A 23,153-nucleotide genomic window follows, 5' to 3' on the forward strand; every position below is an offset into this window, starting at 1 on the left:
TTTGGTAGGGACCACGGTGACCTGCAGCGAGCATCGGAGACGGTTTCCACGTTCCAGCCAGCCTCTTCGGGCTGGGTGATGGTCTCCGCCTGCCACTCAATTTGAACTAGACCGGTGCAGCCCATCGCCGTGACCCCGTCCGCTTCGCTACGAGAAGTTGAACATCACATGGCGGATCGAGGTGTAGTCCTCGAGGCTATAGATGGACTGGTCTTTGCCGTAACCGGAATGTCTCAGACCACCGTGCGGCATTTCACTCAAGAGCGTGAAGTGCTGGTTTACCCAGACCGTACCGTAGCGCAGACGAGCAGCAACCTTGAGCGCCGTAGCGGTGCTCGACGACCACACGGAAGATGCCAGGCCGTAATGGCTCTCGTTCGACCAATCGACTACTTCCTCGGCGGTTTCGAAGCGGGCTACCGCCACAACCGGGCCAAAGACCTCGCGACGGACGATTTCGTCTTGAACATTTGCGCCAACGACGAGAGTGGGCTCGTAGTAGAAGCCGTCTCCCGTGGCCGGCTTCCCGCCGGTCAGAACTTCAATGTGCCTCGAGGTGCGTGCGCGCTGAACGAAGCTTTCGACGCGGTCCCGCTGACGCTGGCTGATGAGCGGGCCGAGTTCAGTCTGTTCGTTCTCAGGCGCGCCGCTGCGAATGCTCTTGATCGCTACGTTGAGTTTCTCCACGACCTTTTCGTAGACACCCGACTGGGCGTACACGAGGCAAGCCGCGCAGCAATCCTGGCCCGCATTTTCGAAACCCGCCATGCGCACCGTTTCGACGACAGCGTCCAGATCGGCATCGTTGAAAACGATGACAGGCGCTTTCCCGCCAAGCTCAAGATGCGTGCGCTTCAGTGTCGTAACAGCGGACTGCAAAACCTTTTGTCCGGTCGTGACGTCGCCCGTCAAGGAGACCATCGCGACGCCGGGATGGGAAACGAGAGTCGAGCCCACAGACTCTCCACGGCCGGTAACCACGTTGACGACACCCTTCGGCAAAAGGGTCGCTAGGAATTCGCAAAGACGAAGAATCGTGAGGGGGGTTTGCTCGGACGGCTTTACGACAACAGTGTTGCCGACCGAAATCGGCGCGAAGACCTTCCAAGCGGCCATCATCAGCGGGAAGTTCCATGGCGCAACAGAGCCCACGACGCCGACCGGATCGCGGCGGATGATGGAAGTATGGTTTTCGACATATTCGCCGGCGGCGCTGCCATTCAGCACTCGGCAAGCACCGGCGAAGAAACGAATTGCATCGATGATGGCCGGCATTTCGCCATTGAGCATGCCGAGATACGGCTTGCCGCAATTGAGGGACTCGAGACGCGCGTAAGTTTCGATGTTCTTCTTGAGGTGCTCACCGACTTCCAACAGAAGTTCGGAGCGCTGCCGTGGCGTCGTAAGAGACCAGGTCTTGAAAGCGGACTGCGCAGCGGCCACCGCGGCATTGACCTGATCCCGGCTCGCCTCCTTGACGGCAACAAGTGTCGAACCTGTCGCCGGATTCAAGATTTTCTCGTCGCCGCCAGTTCCTTCGACGAGCTCGCCGTTGATAAGCAGCTTCGTCGAAAACGCCGGAGTGGTAACCATGTCCATTAAGTGTCTCCCTGACCGATGGGCGATCTGCGGACACCACGCCTTGGTGCCGCGATCTGTTCTTCAGCAGTGTGTCGCGGAAGTAAGGGAAGGGAAAATCCGAAATGCTTGCGATGACATATCGGTTTTTTTGATACCTCGCTCGACTATCGCTTCGCGTGGTAGTCACGGGCGACGGTCTTGAAAATCTCGGCTTGGTCAGTATCCGGCGACCCTTGCCGCCATACCAGTCCGACGTCCAACGTGACCGAGAGGCCCTCGACTGGGCGGGCTTCAAGACGATCACCCTCGAGGGTGTAGGGGCGAAAGGCGAGGTCGGGCATGATGGCGACACCCGTATTAGTGCCGACCAGGCTTCGGACCGCTTCCACCGAAGTTGTTCTCAAAAAAACCTGGTCAATCAGTTCCTCGCCCTGTAGCCAACCGGAGATCGACTCCAGCAAGTCGTCATTTGCCAGCAAGATAAGCTTTTGATCGCGGAGATCGGATGATTTGACGCGGCTCTTGTCGGCGAGGCCATTCTTTGGGGACACCCAGACTCTGAATCTCGATCGCATGAGTGGATCGACCGACAGGGCGAATTGTTCTTCAATGTTGGATATCACCATAAGCGCGAGTTGCAGCTCGCCACTGATGAGGAGATGTTCAATATATCTCCGGTGATCCTCGACCACCTCTACCGATACTTCAGGGAACACGCGCCGGAACCGGGCCAGGATGTCAGAGAGAAAATAGCCAGCGACCAGGTTAGTCACCCCCAGGCGAAGGGTTCCGGAGACGTTGTCGATTTTAGTGGTGAAGGCGTCTTCGGCATCTTTGACCGTGGAAATAATGAGTTTGGCGTGCCGCAGGAACCGGTGCCCCTCATATGTCAATGCGATCCCCCGGGCGTGGCGGGAAAATAGCGCGCTTCCGACCTGCTCTTCGAGTTGTCGAATGCTCTCGGTAATCGCGGACTGCGAGATTCGCGCGGCCGTTGCCGCGCCAGATATGGTGCCTAGTTCGGCCGTCAGTACGAAGTACTGGACCTGTCTGAACGTAAAATACATACTTGTTCCCATTCATCCGGGCGCTTTCTGTGTGCCATTTGCGGCTGGAACAACGTATCGGCATAACCGATATCTAGGCAACGGCAAAAAATACTTCTCCCGAAGTCGAACTGGATTTTACATTCATCCCCGTCCATCCCTCATACTGAGTTACTGTTCGAGGGTTCCACTTCATTTAATCGAGCCCGGCTTGCGAATAGCGTCGGATCGGGAGAGCGAGACAGCGAAGTGGAGAATACTTGTTTCAGATAGTCGTATTGCGCGCTTGGGAATTGGGATGGATCCCGGGCACTTAGCCGTGAATTGAGGTCGCATCAGTGGAAGGTCGGTATATCGGTGGCAGCTACGTCGCAATCGGCGCACGGATGCAAATGCAACAGCTTCTACGTTCTTGTTGGACGGGCCGGGAGCCAATTGAATCGCAGCGTTTTCAGCTTGAATGGCGGCATGACATCCTGAACAAGCCTGTCCACAACGAACCGAAGCCCGTGCAATGGGGCTGCATGGGCTATTCGAAACTCCTGAAAGCACGGACTGAAGATCATGGTGGACCTAAAGATTGCAATTATTCCCGGAGACGGAATAGGCGTCGAAGTGACCGCGGCAGCCTGGGAGATTTCAGTTGCCGCCGCGGCGGCCTGCGGTGTCAAACTCTCGGCCACGACATTTCCTTGGTCCTGCGATCACTATCTTGAAACCGGAACTATGATGCCGGCGGACGGCATTGAAACGCTCCGGAAATATGATGCGATCTTGCTTGGTGCGATTGGATGGCCGGCTAGAGTCTCGGACGACGTTTCGCTACATGAATTGCTGCTTCGCATCAGGAAAGAATTCGACCTTTATGCGAATGTCCGTCCGCACAAACTGCTTCCTGGCGTGACAGGGCCCCTTCGTGCCGACAATATCGATATCCTTTGCATTCGTGAAAATACGGAAGGAGAATATTCTGGTGCAGGTGGCAGAGTGCACCGCGGTACTGCAGAAGAGGTCGCGGTCGAGACCAGTGTTTTCACGCGCAATGGGGTAGAGCGGATCCTTCGATACGGCTTTGAAATGGCGCGAAAGCGGAGGAAGCTGCTTGCTTCAGTAACAAAGTCCAACGCGCAACGCTACTCGATGGTTTTCTGGGACGACGTAACAAGGAAACTTTCTACGGAGTATCCGGACGTCGAGGTGCGCAGCTATCACGTTGATGCAATTGCCGCTCGCATGATCATGTTCCCCGAAACATTGGATGTAATTGTTGCGTCCAATTTGTTCGGTGACATCTTGTCCGATATCGGCGCGGCGATTCAGGGAGGACTTGGATTTGCGGCATCTGCAAACATCGACCCGACCGGGCGCTCGCCGTCCATGTTCGAACCGGTCCATGGTTCAGCACCGGACATCGCAGGCAAGGACGCGGCAAATCCGATCGCCGCGATATGGTCGGCCGCGATGATGTTCGAGCACCTGGGGCAGATGGAACTCGCGACCACAATTTTTGACGCCATCGGTCGCGCTTGTGCGCGTGGAATTGGCGTCGGGTCTTCGGGTTCCAGCTACGGCACTCGTCATATCACAAATGAAATTCTTCTCGAAATCGCGCGCTAGCCGCACAGACACCTTCCGTAAAGGATAGAGGCCATGGCTCTCAAAGATAATACCCTGTTCAGACAAGCCGCCCCCATCGCCGGGCAATGGATCGAAGCCGGCGATGGTCCCTCCGTAGACGTGGTCAATCCGGCGGACGGTCGTCTTCTCGGCCGCGTTCCGAAACTGGGAGCGGTCGAAACACGCAAAGCAATCGAAGCCGCGCAATTGGCGATGCCGGCATGGGCCGCCCGCACGGCCAAAGAACGTTCTGGCCTCCTGCGGCGCTGGTTCGAACTCATGATTGAGAACAAAGACGATCTCGCCGAAATTCTCACGCTCGAACAGGGCAAACCCCTGAGCGAGGCAAAGGGCGAAATCGTCTACGGCGCCAGTTTCGTGGAGTGGTTCGCTGAAGAGACACGTCGCGTATATGGAGACATCATTCCGGGGCATCAGCCGGACAAGCGCATACTGGTGATGAAGCAACCGATCGGCGTTGTCGCGGCCATCACCCCATGGAATTTCCCAAACGCGATGATCACTCGAAAGGCCGGTCCGGCCTTGGGAGCAGGATGTGGAGTTGTTTTGAAACCTGCGTCGCAGACGCCGTTCTCCGCGATTGCGCTCGCCGTCCTCGCTCAGCGCGCGGGTATCCCTCCAGAGCTTTTCAGTGTTGTGACTGGCGCGCCACGGGAGATTGGGGCCGAACTCACTTCGAATCCAATCGTTCGAAAGGTGACCTTCACCGGTTCGACGGACATTGGTGCCGAGCTGATGCGCCAAAGCGCCTCGACGATCAAAAAGATGGGGCTTGAGCTTGGAGGCAATGCGCCTTTCATCGTGTTCGATGACGCTGACCTTGATGCAGCGGTCGAGGGTACAATAGTGTCAAAATTTCGCAACAACGGCCAGACGTGCGTCTGCGCCAACCGCATCTATGTGCAGGACGGAGTTTTCGAGGCCTACGCAGAACGGCTTTGCAAGGCGATATCGAAGTTGCGGGTTGGTAACGGTATGGAGCCTGACGTGGCGCTTGGCCCACTGATCGATAGCGCTGCCGTTGAGAAGGTCGAAGAACATATCTCGGACGCCCGGTCGAAAGGCGCTCAGGTCATGTTGGGCGGCGGCCGGCACGAGAGCGGCGGGAACTTCTTCCAACCGACCGTGCTTACGGATGTAACCAGTGATATGCTGCTAGCAAACGAAGAAACGTTCGGGCCGATTGCGCCGCTTTTCCGATTTACTGATGAGGACGATGTCATTCGCCAGGCAAATGACACGGAATTTGGTTTGGCTTCTTACTTCTATGCGCGTGATCTTTCACGCGTCTTTCGTGTTGCCGAAGCGCTTGAGTATGGCATGGTCGGTGTAAACACGGGACTTATCTCTACGGCCGAAGCACCCTTTGGCGGCGTAAAGTCATCTGGCCTTGGTCGCGAAGGTTCGCGATATGGGATGGAAGATTTTCTGGAGCTCAAGTACGTATGCTTGTCGGTTTGAGATAATGGCTGCCGCCTTCTAGACAGGTGATAGCAGATTAACACGGACAGAACTAAGCCAACAATTTGGCGGTGCAAGACATGCCGTGAACAGAATATATGGGCACCCGGGCTTTGGTGGATCGCGCCGGCTCGTAAGTGAATGGTCCAAATGATCCGTATTCCCTCTGCCTGGGCGATCGCCCGCCCGGGCGGCAGAATGCGTCACGAGGCAGACTGCGGCTCCCGTTCGAGCCGATGCGATAACGAAACGGGCAACTCGAGGCGCGCATGCTGCACAGGAGTGGTATCGGCCCCCTGATGCGGATACCATCCGAGCAGACGATTATCTCATCGTCGACGTTGCGAGAGCGAGAGAGCACCTGGCCGCGCGCGGCGCGGCGCTTAGGGAAGCGAACAAGGTCATCCACAGCGTGAAAGGCGTGATTGGCGGCGAGCCGGTCTTCAAAGGCACGCGGGTTCCGGTGCGAATGGTTGCTACTATGAAGGAGCATGGCGCCAGTACCACAGAGATCGTTGAAGGCTGTCCAGCTCTTACGGCGCGCATGGTGGATCTCGCCGAAATCTGGGTCGCGGCTCACCCTGCCCGTGGACGGCCTCGAAAGTTGTCGGAGCAGGGGCTGAAGGTGAAGTCGATAAAGCGCTTGCCTCTCGACAAGGCCGATACCGGAAAACCTTCAAGCAAGGCTTCGTGAAGCGCCAGGTCGATGAATGCCTGCACTATCCCTCGTGGCCGTGGCTCAAGATCATGGCCACGATTGCTTTCACGTCAATTGGCTAGGTCCGTCGGCAAGGCTACATCTTTACTCTTGGCAACCACTGGATTTGTCAGTTCTCATCCAATCGAGGCAACTACTCGTGGTGAAGAATTCACGAAGCGAGGGCTTTCTCGACTTTAGGGATTGTGATACAAATCCTAGGACAATAAGTCACATTCTCCGAGCTTTTATATCAATGCCCAGTTCCGTCACTCAACGCCAAATCGCCCGGGCCGTGCTAACTGAGCGCGGAATAGCACGTTTGACGGAACTGCGTAATGCAGGTGTGACGGGGGCCACCATGAGCCGAATGGAACGGGATGGCGAGGTGCTGCGGCTTGCCCGCGGTCTCTATCAACTTCCCGATGCGGAGCTTGATGTCAACCACAGTATGGCAGAGGCCGCCAAACGGGCCCCGAAAGCCGTTATCTGCCTCGTTTCGGCCTTGGCATTCCACGGCCTGACGGATCAGCTTCCGAGACAAATCTGGCTTGCCATAGGCCGTAAGGACTGGGCCCCGAAACCGGACGGCCCCGCTATGCGCATCGTGCGTTTCACGGAAAGCCTTCTCAACGAAAGCGTCGAAACCCATGTCATTGAAGGCGTTCCCGTGAAGGTCTTTGGAATAGCCAAGACAATTGCTGATTGCTTTCGCTATCGCAACAAGATCGGCCTTTCGATAGCGATAGAGGGGCTGCAGGAGGCACTGCGGCAACGAAGGGCTACTCCTGGTGAAATCGCTCACCAGGCCGAGCGCGGTGGCGTCGGCACGGTGATCCGGCCGTATCTCGAGGCGCTGACCGCGAATGGCTAAAGAAATCAAAAACGTCGGCGCCTCTGTTCGCGCCCGCCTGTTGCAACTTGCCAAGGCAAGCGGGCAAAACTTCGATCTGGTTCTGACGCGCTTCGCACTTGAACGGCTATTGTTCCGGCTGAGCCAGTCGCCCCACGCCGGTCGCTTCGTTCTAAAAGGGGCGATGTTGATGATGAGTTGGTTCGACGATCCGCACCGAGGCACGCGCGACCTCGATCTTTTGGGTTTCGGTGATCCGAGTCCGGACCCGATGCTTAAGACATTTCGGGAAATTCTGGCGCAAGAGGCCGACGATGGCGTCACGTTCGACTCCGATACGCTGCATGTGGATCGCATTCGCGAGGCACTGGAATATGGTGGGCTCAGGCTGCGGGTGATCGCTTCGATCAGCGGAGCCCGGATCAACCTGACGATCGACATCGGGTTTGGCGATGCGCTTGAGCCTGGGCTGGAGGTCCTGGATTATCCTTCTATGCTCGATTTTCCGATGCCGCGGCTCCGGGCCTATGCGCGGGAAACGGTCATTGCCGAGAAGTTCCAGGCAATGGTGATGCTAGGGCGAGTAAACAGCCGCATGAAGGATTTCTACGACATCTGGATCCTCAGCAGGTCTTTTGACTTCAGCGATGATCGGCTGGCGCGCGCAATCGCCGCTACCTTCGAGCGCCGCGAGACATCGATCCCCACCGACCTACCCGACGCCCTAACGGACGCCTTTGCCATGGACCAGCAAAAGCAGCGGCAATGGCGCGCTTTCGTTGAAGGCGTTGCACACAATCCTGGCGATCTCACAGACGTCATCGCGGAGATTGCCACATTCCTGATGCCGCACGCGGTTGCAGCTGGGAGGCTGGACCAATGAGCGTTTTGGTAGCAATCTGCCTCACACTAATTTCATGCCTTGGACTCGCCCTAAATTTTGGCTTGGCCGGAACATGCCGCGCGAATGCAAGATGAACTCAACGCTATTGCTGGCCATCAATGCGGGAAAGGTCGATCCGTATCCCCGCGCGCCCAACATCCTGCACCGTCTCAGGCTGTACGTCTTTCGGCGTCGCTTCCTCGCCATCCACTTCCTCGGCGGGACGCGTCTCATCGCTTTGCTGCGGCGCTTCGACGGGTATGCCCGGATCCTCTGTCTGAAACACGCTCACGCCCTCGAACTCACCGGTCTTCCATGCGTAAACCGCATCCTCGAAAATCTGCGGGAAGACGTCTTTGCTCGTGGGGTTGCCATACCATTTCGCAACGATCCTGAGGACCTTGGCGAACATCGCCGTGCCTTTGCGAAGGTTCTGGCAGGGGTCGACCAAATCGGGCTTCAAATCGGTCGCTTCCTTCACTCCAACCCCAGCGGGAAACTGCGTCAGGCCGACGCGGACGACGGCCTGACCAGCATATTGCCGCACGATCGCCATTGCCTCGTCGGCCGATGCCGCTTTCGGAACGAGTATCAATCGGCCGCCCGATTTGACGGTAACGGCAAGGGGATCATCCGAGCCCGCTGCCATCACGAACTGCTCGACGATCGCGGGCTTGAGAGAAGGGTCTGCGCATTCTTTTATCAGGGCGGCGTCGATCATGGTGTCTCCTGAGCACTCAGGTATTGAAGGAAAGGACAAGCGGTCTCGCGAATAGCTTCGCCCAAGCAGTGGTAGCGGCGCGCTGGATGGCGACGATCGACGTCCCCTCGGTCCACCAGCCATTTCCCACGGCGACGACAAAATCCGGATCGTGGAGCATGGACTGGAGGATCGGCCAAACGATCAGTTGCTCGTAGCAGATCAGCGGTGCTGCCCGGCTGGCACCGATCGGGACGACCGGATTTGCAAAGAAGTCCGCCCTGGCGCCACCGTTCTCCGCGAACCAGGATAGCCACGGTTGCCACATCGAACCGGGAACCGGCATGCGTTCGCGATAGAGGATGCGGCCGCCCTTCCCGTCGATCGCGACCAGGACATTATCGTAGCCCCCGGCGTCGAGCAGCGCGGCGCCAGCGATCACCGTCGCATCGGCGTTGTGGAGGACGCCTGTCCAAAGCCGCTCCACGGTCGGTGTCCAGAAGCCAAGCGCACTTTCCGGCAGCACCACATAGCGGGCGCCATCGCTGGCCGCGCCACGCACCGTTGCGATCATGTCACGGTGGCGTTGAAGACCGTTCTCCCGACCGAGCGAAGCCCCCATTTCCAGATCGACGCCGCGCCAGCCTTCCGGTAGTTTCGGGTCGGTCCAGATCGCGGCGGACCAAAGCCAAAAGCCTGCCAAGGCAATGGCGACAGCTGGCCACATGCGGGTTACGAGGCCCGCAAGGCCAGCTGTCATAAGCCAGAGTCCCCACCATCCCCATCCCGGAAACAGAACACCGGCAGCCGTGACTGGATGCGCCCAACCGGTGATGCCGAACGGCGGGACGGACATGACGGCCGCCGCGAGGAGATAGTGAAACGGACGAACGTTCGGGTTCCTCGTCCAGAGGACGGAATGCACGGTAACGAAACTCATAGACGCACCCAGCCAGAGCAACAGGCCGGGCCAGATATCCGACGAAAAGAAGGCGGCTACGCCCTGCGGCAAACCACGTGATGCGGCCAGGAAATATCCGGCGGAGACAAGTGCCGCCACTGATCTCGTTCGCGCGATCGACCAAAGAACCGGAAACCCCAGCGCGACGGGTAGAAGCAACACATGGCCGCTCCAGCCCACCACGCCGATCGCGATCGAAGCGAATATCAGCAGCGCCGGCTGAAGGTAATCACGGCACATAGGTGAACACCTCCTGCGCCAGCCCGAGAATGCCGGAGATTGGCACCGGGCCAAAATATCGGGAGTCATAGGAGCCGGGGAATGCGGAATGCAGGATGACATATCCTGGCGGTACGATGCCGGTCGGAAAGGGCGTCAACGGCCGGCCTTTTCCATCCCGTAGTGCGAGACTGGAAGAGGAAACCATCCGCCCATCCACGCTCACACTGGCGCCGATTTCGACATGCTGTCCTGCAACGGCGATCACTGTCTTGATCAACGGTGCGACGCCGCCTGGGCAGGAACCAGAACGGAGATAGCCTCGCGCCCTCGCTGCCCGCATCGCCGCCGTTTCCGGCGGGCAGATGAACAGGAGGTCGTCGACTGCTGCCGGTCGATGAAGGGGGATAATGCGCCAAAGGCCGAGCGGCTCGCTCGGTGTCAGATTGATGCGGTAGCCGCCGGCGACGGCAGTCGCCACCAGCAGGATGACCACTGTCGTCGCCATCGACAGAACCACAATGGCTCGTCGTTGCTGCGTGGTCGTCGACCGGCGGGTTGCAGCCTCGATCATTTCAGCGAGAGCCCTTGGCTCTTGGTTTGCCGCAGCGTCGCGGCCTGCTTGAGCGCTTCCGTTGTTCGTACATAAGCGGCAAGTTGCTGGACCGTACGCATAGAATTCCAAGCGGACTGGACCTCAGCCTTCTGGCCGGCCGTCATTCCTGCTGTGACGGTCTCGAAAGTCTTGCCATCAGTGTCTTTCGCAGCCAAAGGCAGGAAGATCCGTTCCCCGAAACGTTCGGAAACCGCCTTGGCGAAACCTTCGAGTTCTGCTTTCACCATCTTGTCGGCGAGCGCGTATTCGAGGCCTGCCGGAAGATCGTTGCGATCAATCGCATCGCGCACGCGTTCGAGCGTTCGCTTGGCGGCTGGAGAGAGCGCCGGGATGTCGACCGAAACCTTGAGCCGGACCGCGCGCTCCTCCGTCTCGTGTTTGAATTCGGCCTCGGCCCGCTCACGAAGGTAGCGTTCAAGATTTCGGGCGAGCGCCGGCACATTGGCGACCGCTTTTTCCCGGTCGCGCTTGTCGCCACGGCTCGCGAGAAGACCGGTCTTGCCCTTGAGCGCGCCAAAGCTCTCTGGCTCGCCGGCAATCCTTGCCAGGGTCGACTGCGCGACCGACTGGTCCTTCAACATGGTATCGACATTGATCGCCTTGAAGGCAGCTTCCGGCTGCGCGTAGACGAGCTGGAAGCGGGTCGAGACGTCCTCCCATTGCTTCTTGAGCCCGGGATCGGCGGCGAGCGTGTCTTCGACAGCCTGGTCGAGCGATTTCGGGAAGGTGGTGATGCCTGATACCATGGGCCTGGCCTCCTTGATTGTGTCCGGGATGGACTGTTTGTTGCTGCCGCGGACCAGTCCGAGTGCCGCACCGATGGCGGCTAGACGGGAGCCGAGGTCGGCGAGTTTCTGTTTTTGCCGGACGGCCCATTCGAGACGATCGCGAACGACCGTCCGGGCGACGTTGACAAGATGAAGGCCCCGGGCGTCCGCGAAGCGCAGCGCCTGGCGATAGAACGACGCCTTCTCGTAATCGAGGGTCGTCTCCTTGGCGTTTCGGCGCGACAGGATTGGGATGAGGCCGCCGGATTTCGCGAAGGAGCGTCTGCCGTAATACACAGTGAGATCCTCGCGGTGGCGGGTCATGGCGACATAGGTGAGATGACGATCCAACGAGAGGGAAGCAAGCACCTTCACCCGGTCGACGGTCGCGCCCTGGCTCTTGTGGATCGTCGTCGCATAGCCGTGATCGAGGTTGTTGTAGAAGCGCTGCTCGATCGTGACCTGCCCGCGATGTTCCCCTTCGCCGATCTCGGCGACGATCCGGCCGGGTGCGGCCTCAAGCACCTTTGCCAGCATACCGTTCTTGACGCCAAGGCTACCCTCGTTCTTAAGAAACACGATCTGGTCGCCAGCGGCGAACATGCGGGTTCCGTCCTCGGTTTTGAACGCAAACCCGTCTGCGACGACGCCGCGCTCGACCAGCTTGGCGCGGGCCATCTCGTTCAACATCCGAACATCGCGGCGAAGGTGTGCGAGGATCAGACTGGTCTTCGAAGGGTCGTAGTCGTGGTTCCAATCGGCAATGAGGCTTTCGACCGCGTGCGCCTTGAGGCCCAACCCCCTGACGTGCCCATTTGCACGATAGGCATCGACCGCTTTGCCGACGTTGCCGCGCGCGAGATCGAGCGATGCGTCCCGCATCCATTGTTCGCGCTGGCGATAGATGGTTTCGAGTTCGGCATAGCCGATCCGATCGGCAATCGCCCGGAAGGCAGCACCCGCCTCGATCGGCTGCAGCTGTTCGGGGTCGCCGACCAGAACCAGTTTCGCTCCCGCCCTGGTGACGGTTTCGACGAACAGCGCCATCTGCCGCGACGAGACCATACCGGCCTCGTCCAGCACGAAGACCGCCTTGTCGTCGAGCTGATTGCGGCCCTGGTTCCAGCGAAGCTCCCAGGACGACAGCGTGCGCGATGGGATGCCCGCTTCCTTCTCCAGGCCCTCGGCCGCTTTGCCGGCAAGCGCACCACCGACGACACGATAGCCGGCCGCTTCCCAGGCTTCGCGCGCCGCCTTCATCATCGTCGTCTTGCCGGCGCCGGCGCGGCCGATGACGGCGGCGATCCGTTCGCCGCCAGCCACATGTTCGATCGCCGTCCGCTGCTCATCCGACAGACGGGCATGGCGCGCAAACGTCGCCTCAAGCACCGCCTCGCGCACGCCATGAGAGGCGCGGTCGGAAAGCCAGATAGCCCGGTTGACCATTGCGGCTTCAAGTCGGATCATCTCGCGCGTTGTGTACTTGGCCGGCGCCCGAACGCCGGTCACAAAATTGATCCGCTCGCGCTCTAGGCGGAGGGCTTCCGGACTCTGCAGGATCTTCACCACCAGGCTCTGGAACAGCCCGGCATCATCGATATAGCGATACAGGATTTTGGCCACATCGCGTTCGTCGAACACGCTCTTCTCCCGCGTGATCAGGTCGAGCACGATCTCCGGACGGCGCTGGATGCGCCGCGCATTCTCGGTGCGACGTTCCTCCTGAAGCTCGAGGCGCTCAAGTTTGTTCGCCGGGGTTTCCGGTTTCCGTTCGGATTGCTGCGCCTTGCGCTCGATAGCTTTGGTGCCGACGCCGAGGTGAATAGTCGGCTCCAGAGCAATACCTTGCTTTTCGAAGGAACGGCCATCAATGCGGATATCCAAGCCAGCAATCGCCAGATGTTTGTTCTGGCACGCAAACCAGCCGTCGCGAGACGCATTGAAATCCTTAGTCCTGCCGGCCCATAGCTCATAGACGATCTTGCCGTCATTGCGGATCGGCTTGCCGTCCGGGGCGAGAACCGCGACCTTCTTCGAGCCGAACCCATCTTCCGTGAGCGGTCGCAATGTCGTCATCAGATGCACATGCGGATTGCCCGGCGCATCATGATAGACCCAGTCCGCAACCATGCCCTTCGACGTGATGTGCCGCTCGACGAAATCCCGAACGAGAGCAATGTTTTGCTGAGCAGAAAGCTCGATCGGGAGCGCGATGGTCACGTCCTTGGCGAGTTGCGCGTCCGAGCGCTTCTCGAACGCCTCGACCGTATTCCAGAAAGCTTCCGACGCTGCGGATACCGTCCTGTCCGCGATCATGGCGCGCAGCCATTGCGGAGCATCGGCCGGGATGACGAATTCCTCATGCAGCAGTCGCTGCTTGCGGGTGTAGTCGATCGTCCGGGCTTCACGCTCGTAGTCCATTTTCGCGCAATGGCGATAGGCCGCCGACAGGACGGCGCTGCGGCCGGAGCCGCGGGCGACGATGCTGACTGAGAAATGGGGGACGGCCAAAGCGGAGTTCTTTCCCGGTCGCGAACGAAATCAATGGGTTCGTCGGGAGCGGCGGGCCTGCCGGGTCCGCAAAGCAAGACGTCGCGCCAGCGACGTATAATTGCGCCCTTGGATCCGCTCTCGTCGAACGGCGGGATCATCTCCAGGACCGTTGGCTTCGCCAACTGGCATTTCTACCAGTAGAATTCAGGTCCCATCCGGGAGAGTCCTAGTCCGTCGCATGGCGAACAGACCAAAAAAGGATCATCCGGAATGAAAAAGCCCTCGTCGAAAATCAGGGAAGAAATCACCAGACTTCAGGAACAATTAAAGCAAGCTGAATCGCGGGACGCTGAAAGGATCGGCCGTATCGCCTTGAAGACTGGCCTTGGCGACATGGAGATCGAAGAGAGCCAGCTTCAAACCGCGTTCGAAGAACTCGCCGCGCGATTTCGTAAGGGTGCATTCCAGAATCCGAAGTCGACGGCGCCGGTCTCGGCTGGTGGGCCTTCGGGCCAGCGTGGCGAGGGCTGAGCGCATGGTCCGTGCATCGACAGCCGACGCCCGCAAAAAGGACACGCGGGAGAAGATCGAACTCGGCGGTCTTGTCGTGAAAGCTGGCCTCCGCTACGAGAAGCGCGCTCTCCTGCTCGGCCTGCTGATTGATGCGGCAAGCCGCATCAAAGGCGACGAAAGCGAACGTCGGCGGCTGACGTCGATTGGTGCGAAGGCGTTCGGCAATGACCCCGCATAGAGCAGCATTGTTCCTTGCCCCGATCGTACTGGTCGCTGGCAGTTGCATCGCAACAAGCGGCCATGAGGCCTGGATCGCCGACTTCGGGAAGACTGATGCCGCGAGACTGTTTTTGGGCAGAGTTGGGATTGGCCTGCCCTATGTCGCTGCTGGTGCTGTTGCTGTCATCTTCCTGTTTGCCGCGGCGGGCGCCGTCTCCATCCGCACAACCGCCCTTGGGGTCGTGGTCGGAATTGGGATGGTTTTTACGATCGCAATCGTTCGCGAAGCCATGCGCCTCGCAGCACTCTCAGGCCAAATTGCACCAGGTCAATCGGTCTGGATTTATCTCGATCCGGCCACGATGGCTGGAACGGCAATCGCTATGCTGTCTGGCCTTTTTGGAATACGGGTCGCCCTGAAAGGCAACGCCGCTTTTGCATCGGCTGCACCGAAGCGCGTCAAGGGCAAGCGGGCGGTCCATGGCGATTCCGATTGGATGAGTTCTGCCGCTGCCACACGGTTGTTTCCAGCCATAGGCGGCATCGTCGTTGGTGAAGCTTATCGGGTTGACCGCGACAGCGTTTCGACGGTCGCCTTCCGGGTCAACGACGCAACGACCTGGGGCGCAGGAGGACGGGCACCGTTACTTTGCTTCAACGGTTCGTTCGGCTCATCGCATGGCATCGCATTCGCCGGGTCGGGCGGTTACAAGACGACGTCGGTCACGATCCCGACGGCGCTGAAATGGGGCAGCACCCTTGTCGCGCTCGATCCATCTAACGAGGTGGCTCCAATGGTGATGAAACATCGCATGAGCGCCGGACGCGACGTTCATGTCCTCGATCCCAAGTCACCGAACGTCGGTTTCAACGCTCTTGATTGGATCGGACGATTTGGTGCAACGAAGGAAGAAGATATCGCAGCGGTAGCATCATGGATCGTAAGCGACAGCCCGCGTCAGAACGCCGTTCGGGATGACTTTTTTCGCGCTTCGTCACTTCAACTTCTGACTGCCATCATCGCCGATGTCTGCCTGTCGGGAAACACGGAAGCGGAGAACCAGACCCTGCGTCAGGTTCGCGCCAATCTTTCCGAACCTGAGCCAAAGCTCCGCGCTCGGCTACAGGATATTTACGATGGGTCGAAATCGACATTCGTGAAGGAGAACGTCGCGCCATTTATCAACATGACGCCGGAGACATTCTCTGGCGTCTATGCCAACGCAGCAAAGGAAACACACTGGTTGTCCTACCCGAACTACGCCGCACTGGTGTCCGGTTCCAGCTTCAACACCGACGAACTGGCGGGCGGCACAGTCGATGTCTTTATCAATCTGGATTTGAAGACATTGGAAAATCACGCCGGAATCGCGCGGGTGATCATCGGCTCTTTCCTCAATGCGATTTACAATCGCAACGGCGACATTAGCGGACCCGCGCTGTTCCTGCTGGACGAGGTCGCAAGGCTCGGTTATCTGCGTATTCTCGAGACCGCCCGCGATGCCGGCCGAAAGTACGGGATCACGCTGACCATGCTCTATCAATCAATCGGCCAGATGCGTGAAGCGTACGGCGGCCGCGACGCCACGTCGAAATGGTTCGAAAGCGCGTCCTGGATCTCGTTCGCAGCGATCAACGACCCGGAGACCGCGGACTACATTTCGAAGAGATGCGGCATGACGACCGTCGAGGTCGATCAAATGTCCAGAAGCTCGAAAATGTCAGGATCGTCCCGCACCCGCTCAAAGCAGTTGTCGGCAAGACCGCTCATTCAACCCCATGAAGTGCTGCGCATGCGCACGGATGAACAGATCGTCTTCACCGCCGGTCATCCACCGCTCCGATGTGGGCGAGCGATCTGGTTCAGACGAAAAGATATGATCGCTTCAGTGGACGAAAACCGCTTTCACAAAACGGCAAGGACCTCTGTGGCGCTTGGCAAAACAGTCGGGCTGGGCGAGGATTGAGTAAGAATGAGTTTAAGAATTCGATCCGTCATCACTGTGCTATCCGTGTTTGCTGCGTGCCTAAGTCCGCCACCGACGCTCTTTGCCAAACAACCAAACGGAGCTTCTGGCTCATTCTCGATTTGCAGAAATGGGCCACGGATCAACTGCGTTGTCGACGGAGATACATTCTGGTTCCAGGGCGAAAAAATCAGGATCGCCGACATCGACACTCCGGAATTGAGCCCGCCGAGATGCAAGCGCGAACGAGAGCTCGGGCTTGCGGCAAAGCAACGTCTCCTCGATCTGCTTAACGAGGGATCGTTCTCACTGGCATCTGGGGCCAGAGACCAGGATCGCTACGGCCGCAAGCTTAGAAATGTCTACCGGGAAGGAACGTCGTTTGGCGACATGCTCGTCGCCGAGGGTCTTGCACGGCGGTGGGACGGATCGCGGCGAAGCTGGTGCGAATGATGCTCCCATCACGAACATGAATCGATGCTGTCTGTCCGATTCAAAACTCTGATTGGACGCCGAGATCTGAAAGCGCGATTCTGCGTGGATGATCGTTCAGCCCTACCACCTCTATGTCGAGCGTATCGAGCCAGACAAGAATATGGCACGGTTCTATGCGCTCGCCGTCCAGCCGACATTGTTTGGAGAAGTGTCCCTGGTGCGCAGGTGGGGAAGGATCGGCACACACGGTCAGCAGAAGGTGCATGTCTTCAATGAAGAGAAGCACGCCATCGGATTGTTCCTCGAACTTCTCCGTGAAAAGCGAAAACGAGGCTATAGGCCAAAACCAGCTGTGGAAATCCGCAAAATCCTGCATTCGTCATCGCAGCGCGTCAATGACAAAGCCCTCGCAAGCTGACACGGATTCCGTCTTCTTAACCGATGCGAGGAAATTCCATGACCACCACCAATGAAATCGCCGACAAGATTGCGGCCGACAACAGCCTGACGAAAGTTCAGGCTAAGGGCATCGTCGAGGCCGTCTTCCAGGCGATCACCAATGCCGCGAGCTCCAACGCTGAAACGTCCATCCCCGGCTTCGGGAAGTTCAAGGTGAAGGCATCGCCCGAACGCGAAGGCCGTAACCCGTCTACCGGCGAAAAGATGACAGTCGCGGCTTCGAAGAAGCTGACCTTTGTACCTGCGAAGGCGCTCAAGGATGCATTGAACAAGTGATCCCTGCAGAGGGAGAGCCCGCCTTTCGGCGGGCCCTCCTCGCCATCAGTCCCGGTTCGGGCGGGACCAGATGAGGGAGAGGCCTTCCTCGCCTTCGACCTCGATCAGGGTTGCGTAGATCGGGGCTGGGAAGCTCGGGTCATCGAGCTTGACCGAGAGGTAGTCGCGGCCCTCGTTCGAGGTCTTCTTCCAGGCTGCGCCGAATTCGACGTTGCCGGCGAGAATGCGGAAGTCGGGACCCTTTTCGGTGGCGCGCTCGACTGCTCGAATGGCTGCCTTGACGTTGAGGTTGAGGGTCTTGATGGTGCCGTTGAAACCGTTGCCGGAAGCGGTGAAAGAGCCGATGGTTGCCATTGTCGTATTCCCTTTTAAAGTTGTTCGGGCCGCGCCCATCGCGGCCTCGATGGCTGTCGACCAGACCGGGGACGATCGGCCTGCACCTGAAAGGCCGAAACGTGAGTGGAGGACGGCCAAGGGAGAGGCTTTCTTGTCTTCGCGAGGAATGGCGGCGATCCGGGGTCCCCGCGCGACCTGTCGCGTGGGGTGGTTGCAGACAGGGGAAGAAAACGAACCGGCCGTTGCGGATGCCGGTCGAGCCGAGCTCCAGCTCGGCGATCTTCGGTCAGACATGCCCCATCGAGACCGCAGTGGGCGAGCCAGCTGACAGATGGACAAGAATACGGCCAATGGCATCATCTAGCGGTGTCCGGTTGGAAACGCCGTGCCCATGGCGATCGGTCGCTACGGGCAGCCGGCCGAGATCGCCAGCGTCGTTGCCTTCCTCGCAAGTCCGGACGCAGCCTTCGTCACCAGCGCGGACATCGTCGCCGATGGCGGCCTGACTGCCTGATCCCCGACACCAATCCTAATCCGAAAAGGACAAATGCCATGAAGAGCATCGGCATCATCGGCGCCGGCAATATCGGCCGCGCCTTCACCACCGCTCTTGCCAACAACAATATCCGCGCCACGCTCGCCAACAGCCGTGGCCCGGAAAGCCTGAAGGAAGTCGTCGCCGTCAACTGGTCGAAGCTGCCGGCGGCACTTGCCGGTCTGCCGGACTTCGGTGGCCGCGTCGTCGTCGACGCCAACAACCCCATCGAAGCACCGCTGTTCAAACCTGCCGAATTGAACGGTAGGCTGTCCAGCGAGGTCTTCGCCGGCATGGTGTCGGGTGCCCGCGTGGTGAAAACCTTCAATCACCTGCAGCCGCACCTGCTCTCCGGCGATCCCCGAGCCGAAGGTGGCCGGCGTGTCCTGTTCTATTCCGGTGACGACTCCAGTCCAAGGCGCAGGTCGGCGCGCTGATCGACCGGCTCGGCTTCTTCGGCATCGACCTCGGACCGATCTCGGTCGGCGGACGCCTTGTCCAGTTTCCGGGCGGTCCTTTGCCGGCTCTCAATCTGGTGAAGTTCGGCTGAAGAGGCATCGGCCGAGCGGCGAGAGGGGCGCCCATGCAGCGCCCCGGACCTCGTGGTCTAGAGAGCGCCGGTCTGCTGCGCGTGCATCCAATCGGCAATCTGCTGCGCCTTGCTCGCGGCGGTGAAGATGGCGCGCGAGTCGGAACGCAGCACCTCGAGCCAGGAGGCGATGTAGCGGGCATGATCGGGGCGCGGCTCGACGCTGAGATTGAGATCGGCGCAGATCATCGCGCTCAAGAGCTCGACCGTGCATTCCTCCATGGCGTAGGCGGCCGAACCGAACCGTCCGGAAAGATCGCGGTCGAGGCGATGCTTGGCGCCGGAAGCGTGGCCGGATTCATGGAGCAACACGGCGTAGTAGGCGACCGCGTCGCGGAAGCAAGCAAACTCCGGCATCTGCACATGGTCGGTAGATGGGCGGTAGTAGGCCTGTGATCCGCCGTGGCGGATGTCGATGCCGAGGGCGGCGCAGAACCGTTCGGCCTGCTCGATCCGCTCGGCTTGGGGCATCGCCGGCATCGATGGCGGCGTGTAGCCATCGACCTGGGCGCAATTGAAGACGGTGTAGCCGCGGGCGAACATGCGCCGGGCGGGCTCGTCTCGATCCTCGTCCCCGTGTTGGGGGTCCGCTTCGCCCTGCCGGTCGGTGGTCTTCCAGAACACGACAAGGTGGCCGCGCTCGCCTTTGCGAGCCTGGGCACCGAGCGCCTGCCATTGGCGGTAGGTGCCCCAGATGCCGGCGGGATAGCCAGCAGCGTGCGCCGCGGCCCAGAGCGAGAGGATGTTGACGCCGCGATAAGCCTTGCTTGAGGCGACATTGACGGGCGTGGTGATGGCCGATCCGTCGTGATGCCAGGGCATCCGGTAGTCGCCGGCGCCGGCCTCGATGGCGGCGATAATCTGGCTGGTAACGCGCTCGTAGATATCGGTCGGTGTCTGGTGGTTGCGATCTATGGTCATGGGTGCCTCCTTCAGCTCGCCCTCTCCGTCGAGGGCGCGGCGGCAGGGGCAGACGCGGGAAGCCGGCCCGTCACACCCTGTTCTCGGTGCTGGTGCGGAACAGGGTTGATGGGCAGGCAGCGTCTGCCACACCCGAGCCCTGCCTCGACTGGCGAGCTTAAGGAGGCGCCGACCATGATCGGCGCCCGGACCCCCCGGATGATGCGCCGCTCCCAGCGGGCGTCGTCTCGCGGCGAGCGCTTTACGAGAACAACCCTGGTGTCACCAGATCGGGCCCAGTTCCTGCCGCAGACCCTCGATGACGGTATCCCGCTGAGCGACCTGCAACGTCAGCACCTGGATGTGCTGGGCGAGCGTGCGGACAAAGCCGCGTAGTTCGGCCATCTCGGCGCCGCCCACGACCCGCAGTTCGGCTTCGAGTGCACAGACGCGCTCCTTGAGGGCTCTCGAAGAGGATTGCCGGTGACGCGCTTCGGCGGCACGGAACTCGGCGAGAAGACCGACCGCACGGTTCGCCGTCGCGCGGCTGACGCCAGCTTCACGCGCGAGGTTGGAGACGGTGAGCGCGCCGTCGGTGCGTTGGGGGCGACCATCGAGCAGCCGCGCCATCGCCGCCCGCAGCGCCGCCTCGCTCTTTGCGCCGAGCGCGCTCATGCTCCGCCGTCTATCAAAGGTGCAATGAGCCGGCGCTTCTGCTCGTTGTCGCGGGTGATGGCTTCGTGTTGCAACGGCGACAGGCGCCGGTCGACCAGCAGCCCTTCGCCCTCAGCGATCGAAGCCCGCCACGGCTCGCGATGCCGGGCGGTCCGACAGGCGTTTGGGCAGCGATCGGGACTGCATCGGGACAGGACCGGCGCCGTTTGCTCGGAATCCGGGGAGCCGGTGAGGCAGAGGGCGGTCGCCGCATCGAAGAGGCAGTCGTTAAGGAAGCCGACGTGCAGTGTACGGCCGCGATGGGCGAGCATAGTGCGCAGCCGGCTGCGATCCATGATCCTGCCGGGCAGATCGCGAAGCTCGTCCTGCACGCAAGCAAACTCCCGCTGCAGTCGTATTGCGCCCGGTCCGGCCGGACCTTCCTGGCGAACGAACGCTTCGCAATGGGCGACGATATCGTCGAGTTGACCGAGTGTGCGCTCGCGCTCGACTGCGAGGCGGAAGTCAGTCTGGCTTGATCCGCATAGCCCTCGAACATGCGACGGAGGCGTGCTAATGCTGGATCTTGCCCGCGATGGTGCCGAAAGGCACTCGACCCTTGCGCCGCTGTTGCCCTGGCTGATGCCCGACCATGTGGAAAAGAGGTGTTGGCAATCTGGCAAGTGGCATGGAACGCCGCCAGGCGCGCATAGCTATTGAACCAAGAGTGCTGTGGCAGCGGCGAAAAACGTGGACCCGAGCACGATCATTGCGCCAACGGCAACGCTCAGCATCAGGTTCATACGCCTGGTGCGCTTTCCGTCCCAGTCGTAAGCCATCGTACGTCCTCCGCAGTCGATGTAGGTTCCTCATGTTTATGAGACCGTCAGATTGCGCCACGCTGTCGATCGGTGGTGCCGAAATTGAGTTGAGGCATCGGGCCTTCGCCCGTGTGCATCGTGATGATCTGCGCATCCACGGTGAGGCCGAGTTTGTGGACGCGCCGAATGGCGGCGTTCGTGATGCGCATGGCTTCTGCAAGATGGTGTTCTGCTTCAGCACGTTCTTCGATAAGAGATGTTTCGACCATTTCGGTTTTATGCATCAATTTGCGATGCGTTTCCAGACGCCTTACGTCTAATGGAATTTGATAGCCGTCCCCACCATGCGTTAGACTTGGCGTTCTGTCTGGTTTCGGAGAAACATTCGAGCGAATGTTAAATTTTATTTTTAGCGATGCTAAATACGAGATAATTTGAAGGCCCGGTACTTGGATCGGGTGTTGGCCTCTTGTTCATCCCCCGGAGGAAGCTATTTTTTCCTGCACCCGTCGCCCTCAGATGGGAGCACGAGCCGCTCTGTATGCTTCCAAACCAAGCGTCGGGCGAAAGCCCCAGATAGGGGCCTCTTCCTTTCAGGGAGGGGGCCTTTTTTTGAGATTTTCAGCCAGATTGCGCGCGGCACTCGTGCTTTTCCCAGCTCACACTCGCGCGCGGCCCACCACAGTGCCCACCTCGTCCATCCACACTCCTCGTCTAGACGAGGCGGCCAGCCTACGATGCGGTCTCCCTATGTGACGTCAAACCGCTCAAGCATCTTCTTGAGCTGCAGGTTCTGTGCATGAAGGTGTTCTGCCAGCAGCATCCTCAGCCGCCTGTTTTCTGCATCGAGGGCGGTCACTTCATCGATGGAAAGAGGATCCCTGGCAGTCTTGGATTGCGCGCTTTGCGCCTCGTTCGTGTCTATCGCAGTGCGCGTGATCGCGTGGGCAGAGGCATGCTTGGCGCGCAGTTGAGGAGTGCCCCCTGATGGTCTTCGAGGCTGCGACACAGGTTGGCTTGCCTGCGCTTGCGCAACAACTTCGGCAGCCGGACGATCAGCATCATGCTGCTTCAAGACTTCAACCTGTGAGCCATCCGTCGCCCGCATCGTTGCTCGTGCAAAGTCGGCATCGCCTCCGTGTTCGCTGGCAGGACGCGAATTCATCGGATCAGGCAGCACGTTTCCACCTTCGTCGGGTGCGCCAGGTGCTTCATTTGCGTTGAACAAATGCGACGTCTTATCTTCCACTTCCCGGGCCAGAGCCTTGAAGTCTGTGTCGCCCCAGATCGAGTTCGTCGGCGCCCTCGGCTGTCGCCGCCCCGACTTGAATTCAACAACGAATTTCCGTTGTGGCGTTTTCATATACTCTCAATCCCAAGCAACCCGTCAAAATCTAACGCCGATCGGCGCTACTCCATTCCTGCTGGCAGCACCAATACAGCTCCTCCCCGCGCGGCTCAACTGGTCGGCACGCGAAAAGGCGGCGACTCGTCCTTGCGCTGAACCTCGTAGCGGGCGTGCTCTTCACGAACC

23 protein-coding genes and 3 pseudogenes are annotated in these 23,153 nt (G+C 59.7%); 14 read left to right on the forward strand and 12 right to left on the reverse strand.

The genetic code is table 11. The features are described 5' to 3' along the window. Positions 1 to 147 precede the first annotated feature (147 nt). Together ACSQ2Z_RS26450 and ACSQ2Z_RS26455 are read right to left on the reverse strand one after the other, a co-directional pair. A complete protein-coding gene (locus ACSQ2Z_RS26450; protein WP_436084202.1) occupies positions 148 to 1,599 on the reverse strand; it encodes a gamma-aminobutyraldehyde dehydrogenase in 1,452 nt (483 codons plus the stop codon). Between the two features lie 146 nt (positions 1,600 to 1,745). After that, complete coding sequence (locus tag ACSQ2Z_RS26455) at positions 1,746 to 2,648, reverse strand: LysR family transcriptional regulator (protein WP_436084203.1); 903 nt, start codon at positions 2,646 to 2,648, stop codon at positions 1,746 to 1,748. Between the two features lie 543 nt (positions 2,649 to 3,191). Here ACSQ2Z_RS26455 and ACSQ2Z_RS26460 point away from each other — a divergent pair. The 5 genes and pseudogenes from ACSQ2Z_RS26460 (at position 3,192) to ACSQ2Z_RS26480 (ending at position 8,159) form a co-directional block, all read left to right on the forward strand. Next, entirely contained in the window at positions 3,192 to 4,244 is a 1,053-nt protein-coding gene (locus tag ACSQ2Z_RS26460) for a tartrate dehydrogenase (protein ID WP_436084204.1), read from the forward strand. Between the two features lie 33 nt (positions 4,245 to 4,277). After that, a complete protein-coding gene (gabD, locus tag ACSQ2Z_RS26465; RefSeq protein ID WP_436084205.1) occupies positions 4,278 to 5,726 on the forward strand; it encodes an NADP-dependent succinate-semialdehyde dehydrogenase in 1,449 nt (482 codons plus the stop codon). Between the two features lie 295 nt (positions 5,727 to 6,021). Continuing rightward, positions 6,022 to 6,420, forward strand: a pseudogene (locus tag ACSQ2Z_RS26470) (DUF433 domain-containing protein); the annotation flags it as partial. A gap of 259 nt (positions 6,421 to 6,679) precedes the next feature. After that, on the forward strand, positions 6,680 to 7,297 hold the full coding sequence (locus ACSQ2Z_RS26475; protein WP_436084390.1) for a type IV toxin-antitoxin system AbiEi family antitoxin domain-containing protein: 618 nt from the start codon (positions 6,680 to 6,682) through the stop codon (positions 7,295 to 7,297). Beyond that, the gene (locus ACSQ2Z_RS26480; RefSeq protein WP_436084206.1) at positions 7,290 to 8,159 is read left to right on the forward strand and encodes a nucleotidyl transferase AbiEii/AbiGii toxin family protein; all 870 of its coding nucleotides are present in this window, start codon (positions 7,290 to 7,292) and stop codon (positions 8,157 to 8,159) included. Before ACSQ2Z_RS26475 ends, ACSQ2Z_RS26480 begins: the two co-directional genes overlap by 8 nt. Before the next feature lie 103 nt (positions 8,160 to 8,262). Here ACSQ2Z_RS26480 and ACSQ2Z_RS26485 read toward each other — a convergent pair whose 3' ends face one another. The 4 genes from ACSQ2Z_RS26485 to traA are packed head-to-tail and all read right to left on the reverse strand — an operon-like array spanning position 8,263 to position 13,933. After that, entirely contained in the window at positions 8,263 to 8,880 is a 618-nt protein-coding gene (locus ACSQ2Z_RS26485) for a TraH family protein (protein WP_436084207.1), read from the reverse strand. A gap of 16 nt (positions 8,881 to 8,896) precedes the next feature. Continuing rightward, on the reverse strand, positions 8,897 to 10,060 hold the full coding sequence (locus ACSQ2Z_RS26490) for a conjugal transfer protein TraB (protein ID WP_436084208.1): 1,164 nt from the start codon (positions 10,058 to 10,060) through the stop codon (positions 8,897 to 8,899). Next, entirely contained in the window at positions 10,050 to 10,613 is a 564-nt protein-coding gene (gene traF, locus ACSQ2Z_RS26495; protein WP_436084209.1) for a conjugative transfer signal peptidase TraF, read from the reverse strand. Before traF ends, ACSQ2Z_RS26490 begins: the two co-directional genes overlap by 11 nt. Then, positions 10,610 to 13,933 carry a Ti-type conjugative transfer relaxase TraA gene (traA, locus tag ACSQ2Z_RS26500; RefSeq protein WP_436084210.1) on the reverse strand — a complete coding sequence of 1,108 codons (3,324 nt, stop codon included), beginning with the start codon at positions 13,931 to 13,933 and terminating at the stop codon, positions 10,610 to 10,612. Before traA ends, traF begins: the two co-directional genes overlap by 4 nt. Positions 13,934 to 14,185: 252 nt before the next feature. On the opposite strand from traA, the gene traC reads away from it, so the two are divergent. The 6 genes from traC (at position 14,186) to ACSQ2Z_RS26530 (ending at position 17,784) form a co-directional block, all read left to right on the forward strand. Then, on the forward strand, positions 14,186 to 14,446 hold the full coding sequence (gene traC, locus ACSQ2Z_RS26505) for a conjugal transfer protein TraC (RefSeq protein WP_436084211.1): 261 nt from the start codon (positions 14,186 to 14,188) through the stop codon (positions 14,444 to 14,446). Between the two features lie 4 nt (positions 14,447 to 14,450). Next, positions 14,451 to 14,666, forward strand: a complete 216-nt coding sequence (traD, locus tag ACSQ2Z_RS26510) for a type IV conjugative transfer system coupling protein TraD (protein WP_436084212.1) — start codon at positions 14,451 to 14,453, stop codon at positions 14,664 to 14,666. After that, complete coding sequence (traG, locus tag ACSQ2Z_RS26515) at positions 14,653 to 16,614, forward strand: Ti-type conjugative transfer system protein TraG (RefSeq protein WP_436084213.1); 1,962 nt, start codon at positions 14,653 to 14,655, stop codon at positions 16,612 to 16,614. Before traD ends, traG begins: the two co-directional genes overlap by 14 nt. A gap of 6 nt (positions 16,615 to 16,620) precedes the next feature. Then, positions 16,621 to 17,067, forward strand: coding sequence for a thermonuclease family protein (locus ACSQ2Z_RS26520; protein ID WP_436084214.1), 447 nt, complete (start codon positions 16,621 to 16,623; stop codon positions 17,065 to 17,067). An 88-nt stretch (positions 17,068 to 17,155) separates the two neighbouring features. After that, positions 17,156 to 17,467 carry a WGR domain-containing protein gene (locus ACSQ2Z_RS26525; RefSeq protein WP_436084215.1) on the forward strand — a complete coding sequence of 104 codons (312 nt, stop codon included), beginning with the start codon at positions 17,156 to 17,158 and terminating at the stop codon, positions 17,465 to 17,467. Positions 17,468 to 17,505: 38 nt separating this feature from the next. After that, complete coding sequence (locus tag ACSQ2Z_RS26530; RefSeq protein WP_436084216.1) at positions 17,506 to 17,784, forward strand: HU family DNA-binding protein; 279 nt, start codon at positions 17,506 to 17,508, stop codon at positions 17,782 to 17,784. Positions 17,785 to 17,829: 45 nt separating this feature from the next. Here ACSQ2Z_RS26530 and ACSQ2Z_RS26535 read toward each other — a convergent pair whose 3' ends face one another. Then, positions 17,830 to 18,138 carry a DUF736 domain-containing protein gene (locus ACSQ2Z_RS26535; protein ID WP_436084217.1) on the reverse strand — a complete coding sequence of 103 codons (309 nt, stop codon included), beginning with the start codon at positions 18,136 to 18,138 and terminating at the stop codon, positions 17,830 to 17,832. A gap of 373 nt (positions 18,139 to 18,511) precedes the next feature. Between ACSQ2Z_RS26535 and ACSQ2Z_RS26540 the strand changes: the two are divergent. Together ACSQ2Z_RS26540 and ACSQ2Z_RS26545 are read left to right on the forward strand one after the other, a co-directional pair. Next, positions 18,512 to 18,634 (forward strand): annotated as a pseudogene (locus ACSQ2Z_RS26540) (SDR family oxidoreductase); the annotation flags it as partial. 38 nt (positions 18,635 to 18,672) lie between these two features. After that, a pseudogene (locus ACSQ2Z_RS26545) lies at positions 18,673 to 19,205 on the forward strand (NADPH-dependent F420 reductase). 57 nt (positions 19,206 to 19,262) lie between these two features. Here ACSQ2Z_RS26545 and ACSQ2Z_RS26550 read toward each other — a convergent pair. Beyond that, positions 19,263 to 20,165 carry an ArdC family protein gene (locus ACSQ2Z_RS26550; protein WP_436084218.1) on the reverse strand — a complete coding sequence of 301 codons (903 nt, stop codon included), beginning with the start codon at positions 20,163 to 20,165 and terminating at the stop codon, positions 19,263 to 19,265. A 261-nt stretch (positions 20,166 to 20,426) separates the two neighbouring features. Next, entirely contained in the window at positions 20,427 to 20,819 is a 393-nt protein-coding gene (locus ACSQ2Z_RS26555; RefSeq protein ID WP_436084219.1) for a hypothetical protein, read from the reverse strand. A 65-nt stretch (positions 20,820 to 20,884) separates the two neighbouring features. Here ACSQ2Z_RS26555 and ACSQ2Z_RS26560 point away from each other — a divergent pair, with 65 nt between their 5' ends. Continuing rightward, the gene (locus tag ACSQ2Z_RS26560) at positions 20,885 to 21,337 is read left to right on the forward strand and encodes a hypothetical protein (protein WP_436084220.1); all 453 of its coding nucleotides are present in this window, start codon (positions 20,885 to 20,887) and stop codon (positions 21,335 to 21,337) included. 174 nt (positions 21,338 to 21,511) lie between these two features. Here the strand turns inward: ACSQ2Z_RS26560 and ACSQ2Z_RS26565 are convergent, their stop codons facing one another. From ACSQ2Z_RS26565 to ACSQ2Z_RS26575, 3 genes are all read right to left on the reverse strand, one after another. Further along, positions 21,512 to 21,637, reverse strand: a complete 126-nt coding sequence (locus tag ACSQ2Z_RS26565; RefSeq protein WP_436084221.1) for a hypothetical protein — start codon at positions 21,635 to 21,637, stop codon at positions 21,512 to 21,514. 47 nt (positions 21,638 to 21,684) lie between these two features. After that, positions 21,685 to 21,906, reverse strand: a complete 222-nt coding sequence (locus ACSQ2Z_RS26570; protein ID WP_436084222.1) for a hypothetical protein — start codon at positions 21,904 to 21,906, stop codon at positions 21,685 to 21,687. 461 nt (positions 21,907 to 22,367) lie between these two features. After that, positions 22,368 to 22,982, reverse strand: a complete 615-nt coding sequence (locus ACSQ2Z_RS26575; protein ID WP_436084223.1) for a hypothetical protein — start codon at positions 22,980 to 22,982, stop codon at positions 22,368 to 22,370. Between the last annotated feature and the right edge of the window lie 171 nt (positions 22,983 to 23,153).

This window comes from Pararhizobium sp. LjRoot235 (assembly GCF_964254145.1).
In the GTDB taxonomy this organism is placed as follows: domain Bacteria; phylum Pseudomonadota; class Alphaproteobacteria; order Rhizobiales; family Rhizobiaceae; genus Pararhizobium.

Excerpts from the sequence above, each read along its gene's own strand:
- ACSQ2Z_RS26450 (WP_436084202.1), bottom strand. The coding sequence starts at position 1,599 with ATGGACATGGTTACCACTCCGGCGTTTTCGACGAAGCTGCTTATCAAC.
- ACSQ2Z_RS26455 (WP_436084203.1), bottom strand. The coding sequence starts at position 2,648 with ATGTATTTTACGTTCAGACAGGTCCAGTACTTCGTACTGACGGCCGAA.
- ACSQ2Z_RS26460 (WP_436084204.1), top strand. The coding sequence starts at position 3,192 with ATGGTGGACCTAAAGATTGCAATTATTCCCGGAGACGGAATAGGCGTC.
- gabD (WP_436084205.1), top strand. The coding sequence starts at position 4,278 with ATGGCTCTCAAAGATAATACCCTGTTCAGACAAGCCGCCCCCATCGCC.
- ACSQ2Z_RS26475 (WP_436084390.1), top strand. The coding sequence starts at position 6,680 with ATGCCCAGTTCCGTCACTCAACGCCAAATCGCCCGGGCCGTGCTAACT.
- ACSQ2Z_RS26480 (WP_436084206.1), top strand. The coding sequence starts at position 7,290 with ATGGCTAAAGAAATCAAAAACGTCGGCGCCTCTGTTCGCGCCCGCCTG.
- ACSQ2Z_RS26485 (WP_436084207.1), bottom strand. The coding sequence starts at position 8,880 with ATGATCGACGCCGCCCTGATAAAAGAATGCGCAGACCCTTCTCTCAAG.
- ACSQ2Z_RS26490 (WP_436084208.1), bottom strand. The coding sequence starts at position 10,060 with ATGTGCCGTGATTACCTTCAGCCGGCGCTGCTGATATTCGCTTCGATC.
- traF (WP_436084209.1), bottom strand. The coding sequence starts at position 10,613 with ATGATCGAGGCTGCAACCCGCCGGTCGACGACCACGCAGCAACGACGA.
- traC (WP_436084211.1), top strand. The coding sequence starts at position 14,186 with ATGAAAAAGCCCTCGTCGAAAATCAGGGAAGAAATCACCAGACTTCAG.
- traD (WP_436084212.1), top strand. The coding sequence starts at position 14,451 with ATGGTCCGTGCATCGACAGCCGACGCCCGCAAAAAGGACACGCGGGAG.
- traG (WP_436084213.1), top strand. The coding sequence starts at position 14,653 with ATGACCCCGCATAGAGCAGCATTGTTCCTTGCCCCGATCGTACTGGTC.
- ACSQ2Z_RS26520 (WP_436084214.1), top strand. The coding sequence starts at position 16,621 with ATGAGTTTAAGAATTCGATCCGTCATCACTGTGCTATCCGTGTTTGCT.
- ACSQ2Z_RS26525 (WP_436084215.1), top strand. The coding sequence starts at position 17,156 with ATGATCGTTCAGCCCTACCACCTCTATGTCGAGCGTATCGAGCCAGAC.
- ACSQ2Z_RS26530 (WP_436084216.1), top strand. The coding sequence starts at position 17,506 with ATGACCACCACCAATGAAATCGCCGACAAGATTGCGGCCGACAACAGC.
- ACSQ2Z_RS26535 (WP_436084217.1), bottom strand. The coding sequence starts at position 18,138 with ATGGCAACCATCGGCTCTTTCACCGCTTCCGGCAACGGTTTCAACGGC.
- ACSQ2Z_RS26550 (WP_436084218.1), bottom strand. The coding sequence starts at position 20,165 with ATGACCATAGATCGCAACCACCAGACACCGACCGATATCTACGAGCGC.
- ACSQ2Z_RS26555 (WP_436084219.1), bottom strand. The coding sequence starts at position 20,819 with ATGAGCGCGCTCGGCGCAAAGAGCGAGGCGGCGCTGCGGGCGGCGATG.
- ACSQ2Z_RS26565 (WP_436084221.1), bottom strand. The coding sequence starts at position 21,637 with ATGGCTTACGACTGGGACGGAAAGCGCACCAGGCGTATGAACCTGATG.
- ACSQ2Z_RS26575 (WP_436084223.1), bottom strand. The coding sequence starts at position 22,982 with ATGAAAACGCCACAACGGAAATTCGTTGTTGAATTCAAGTCGGGGCGG.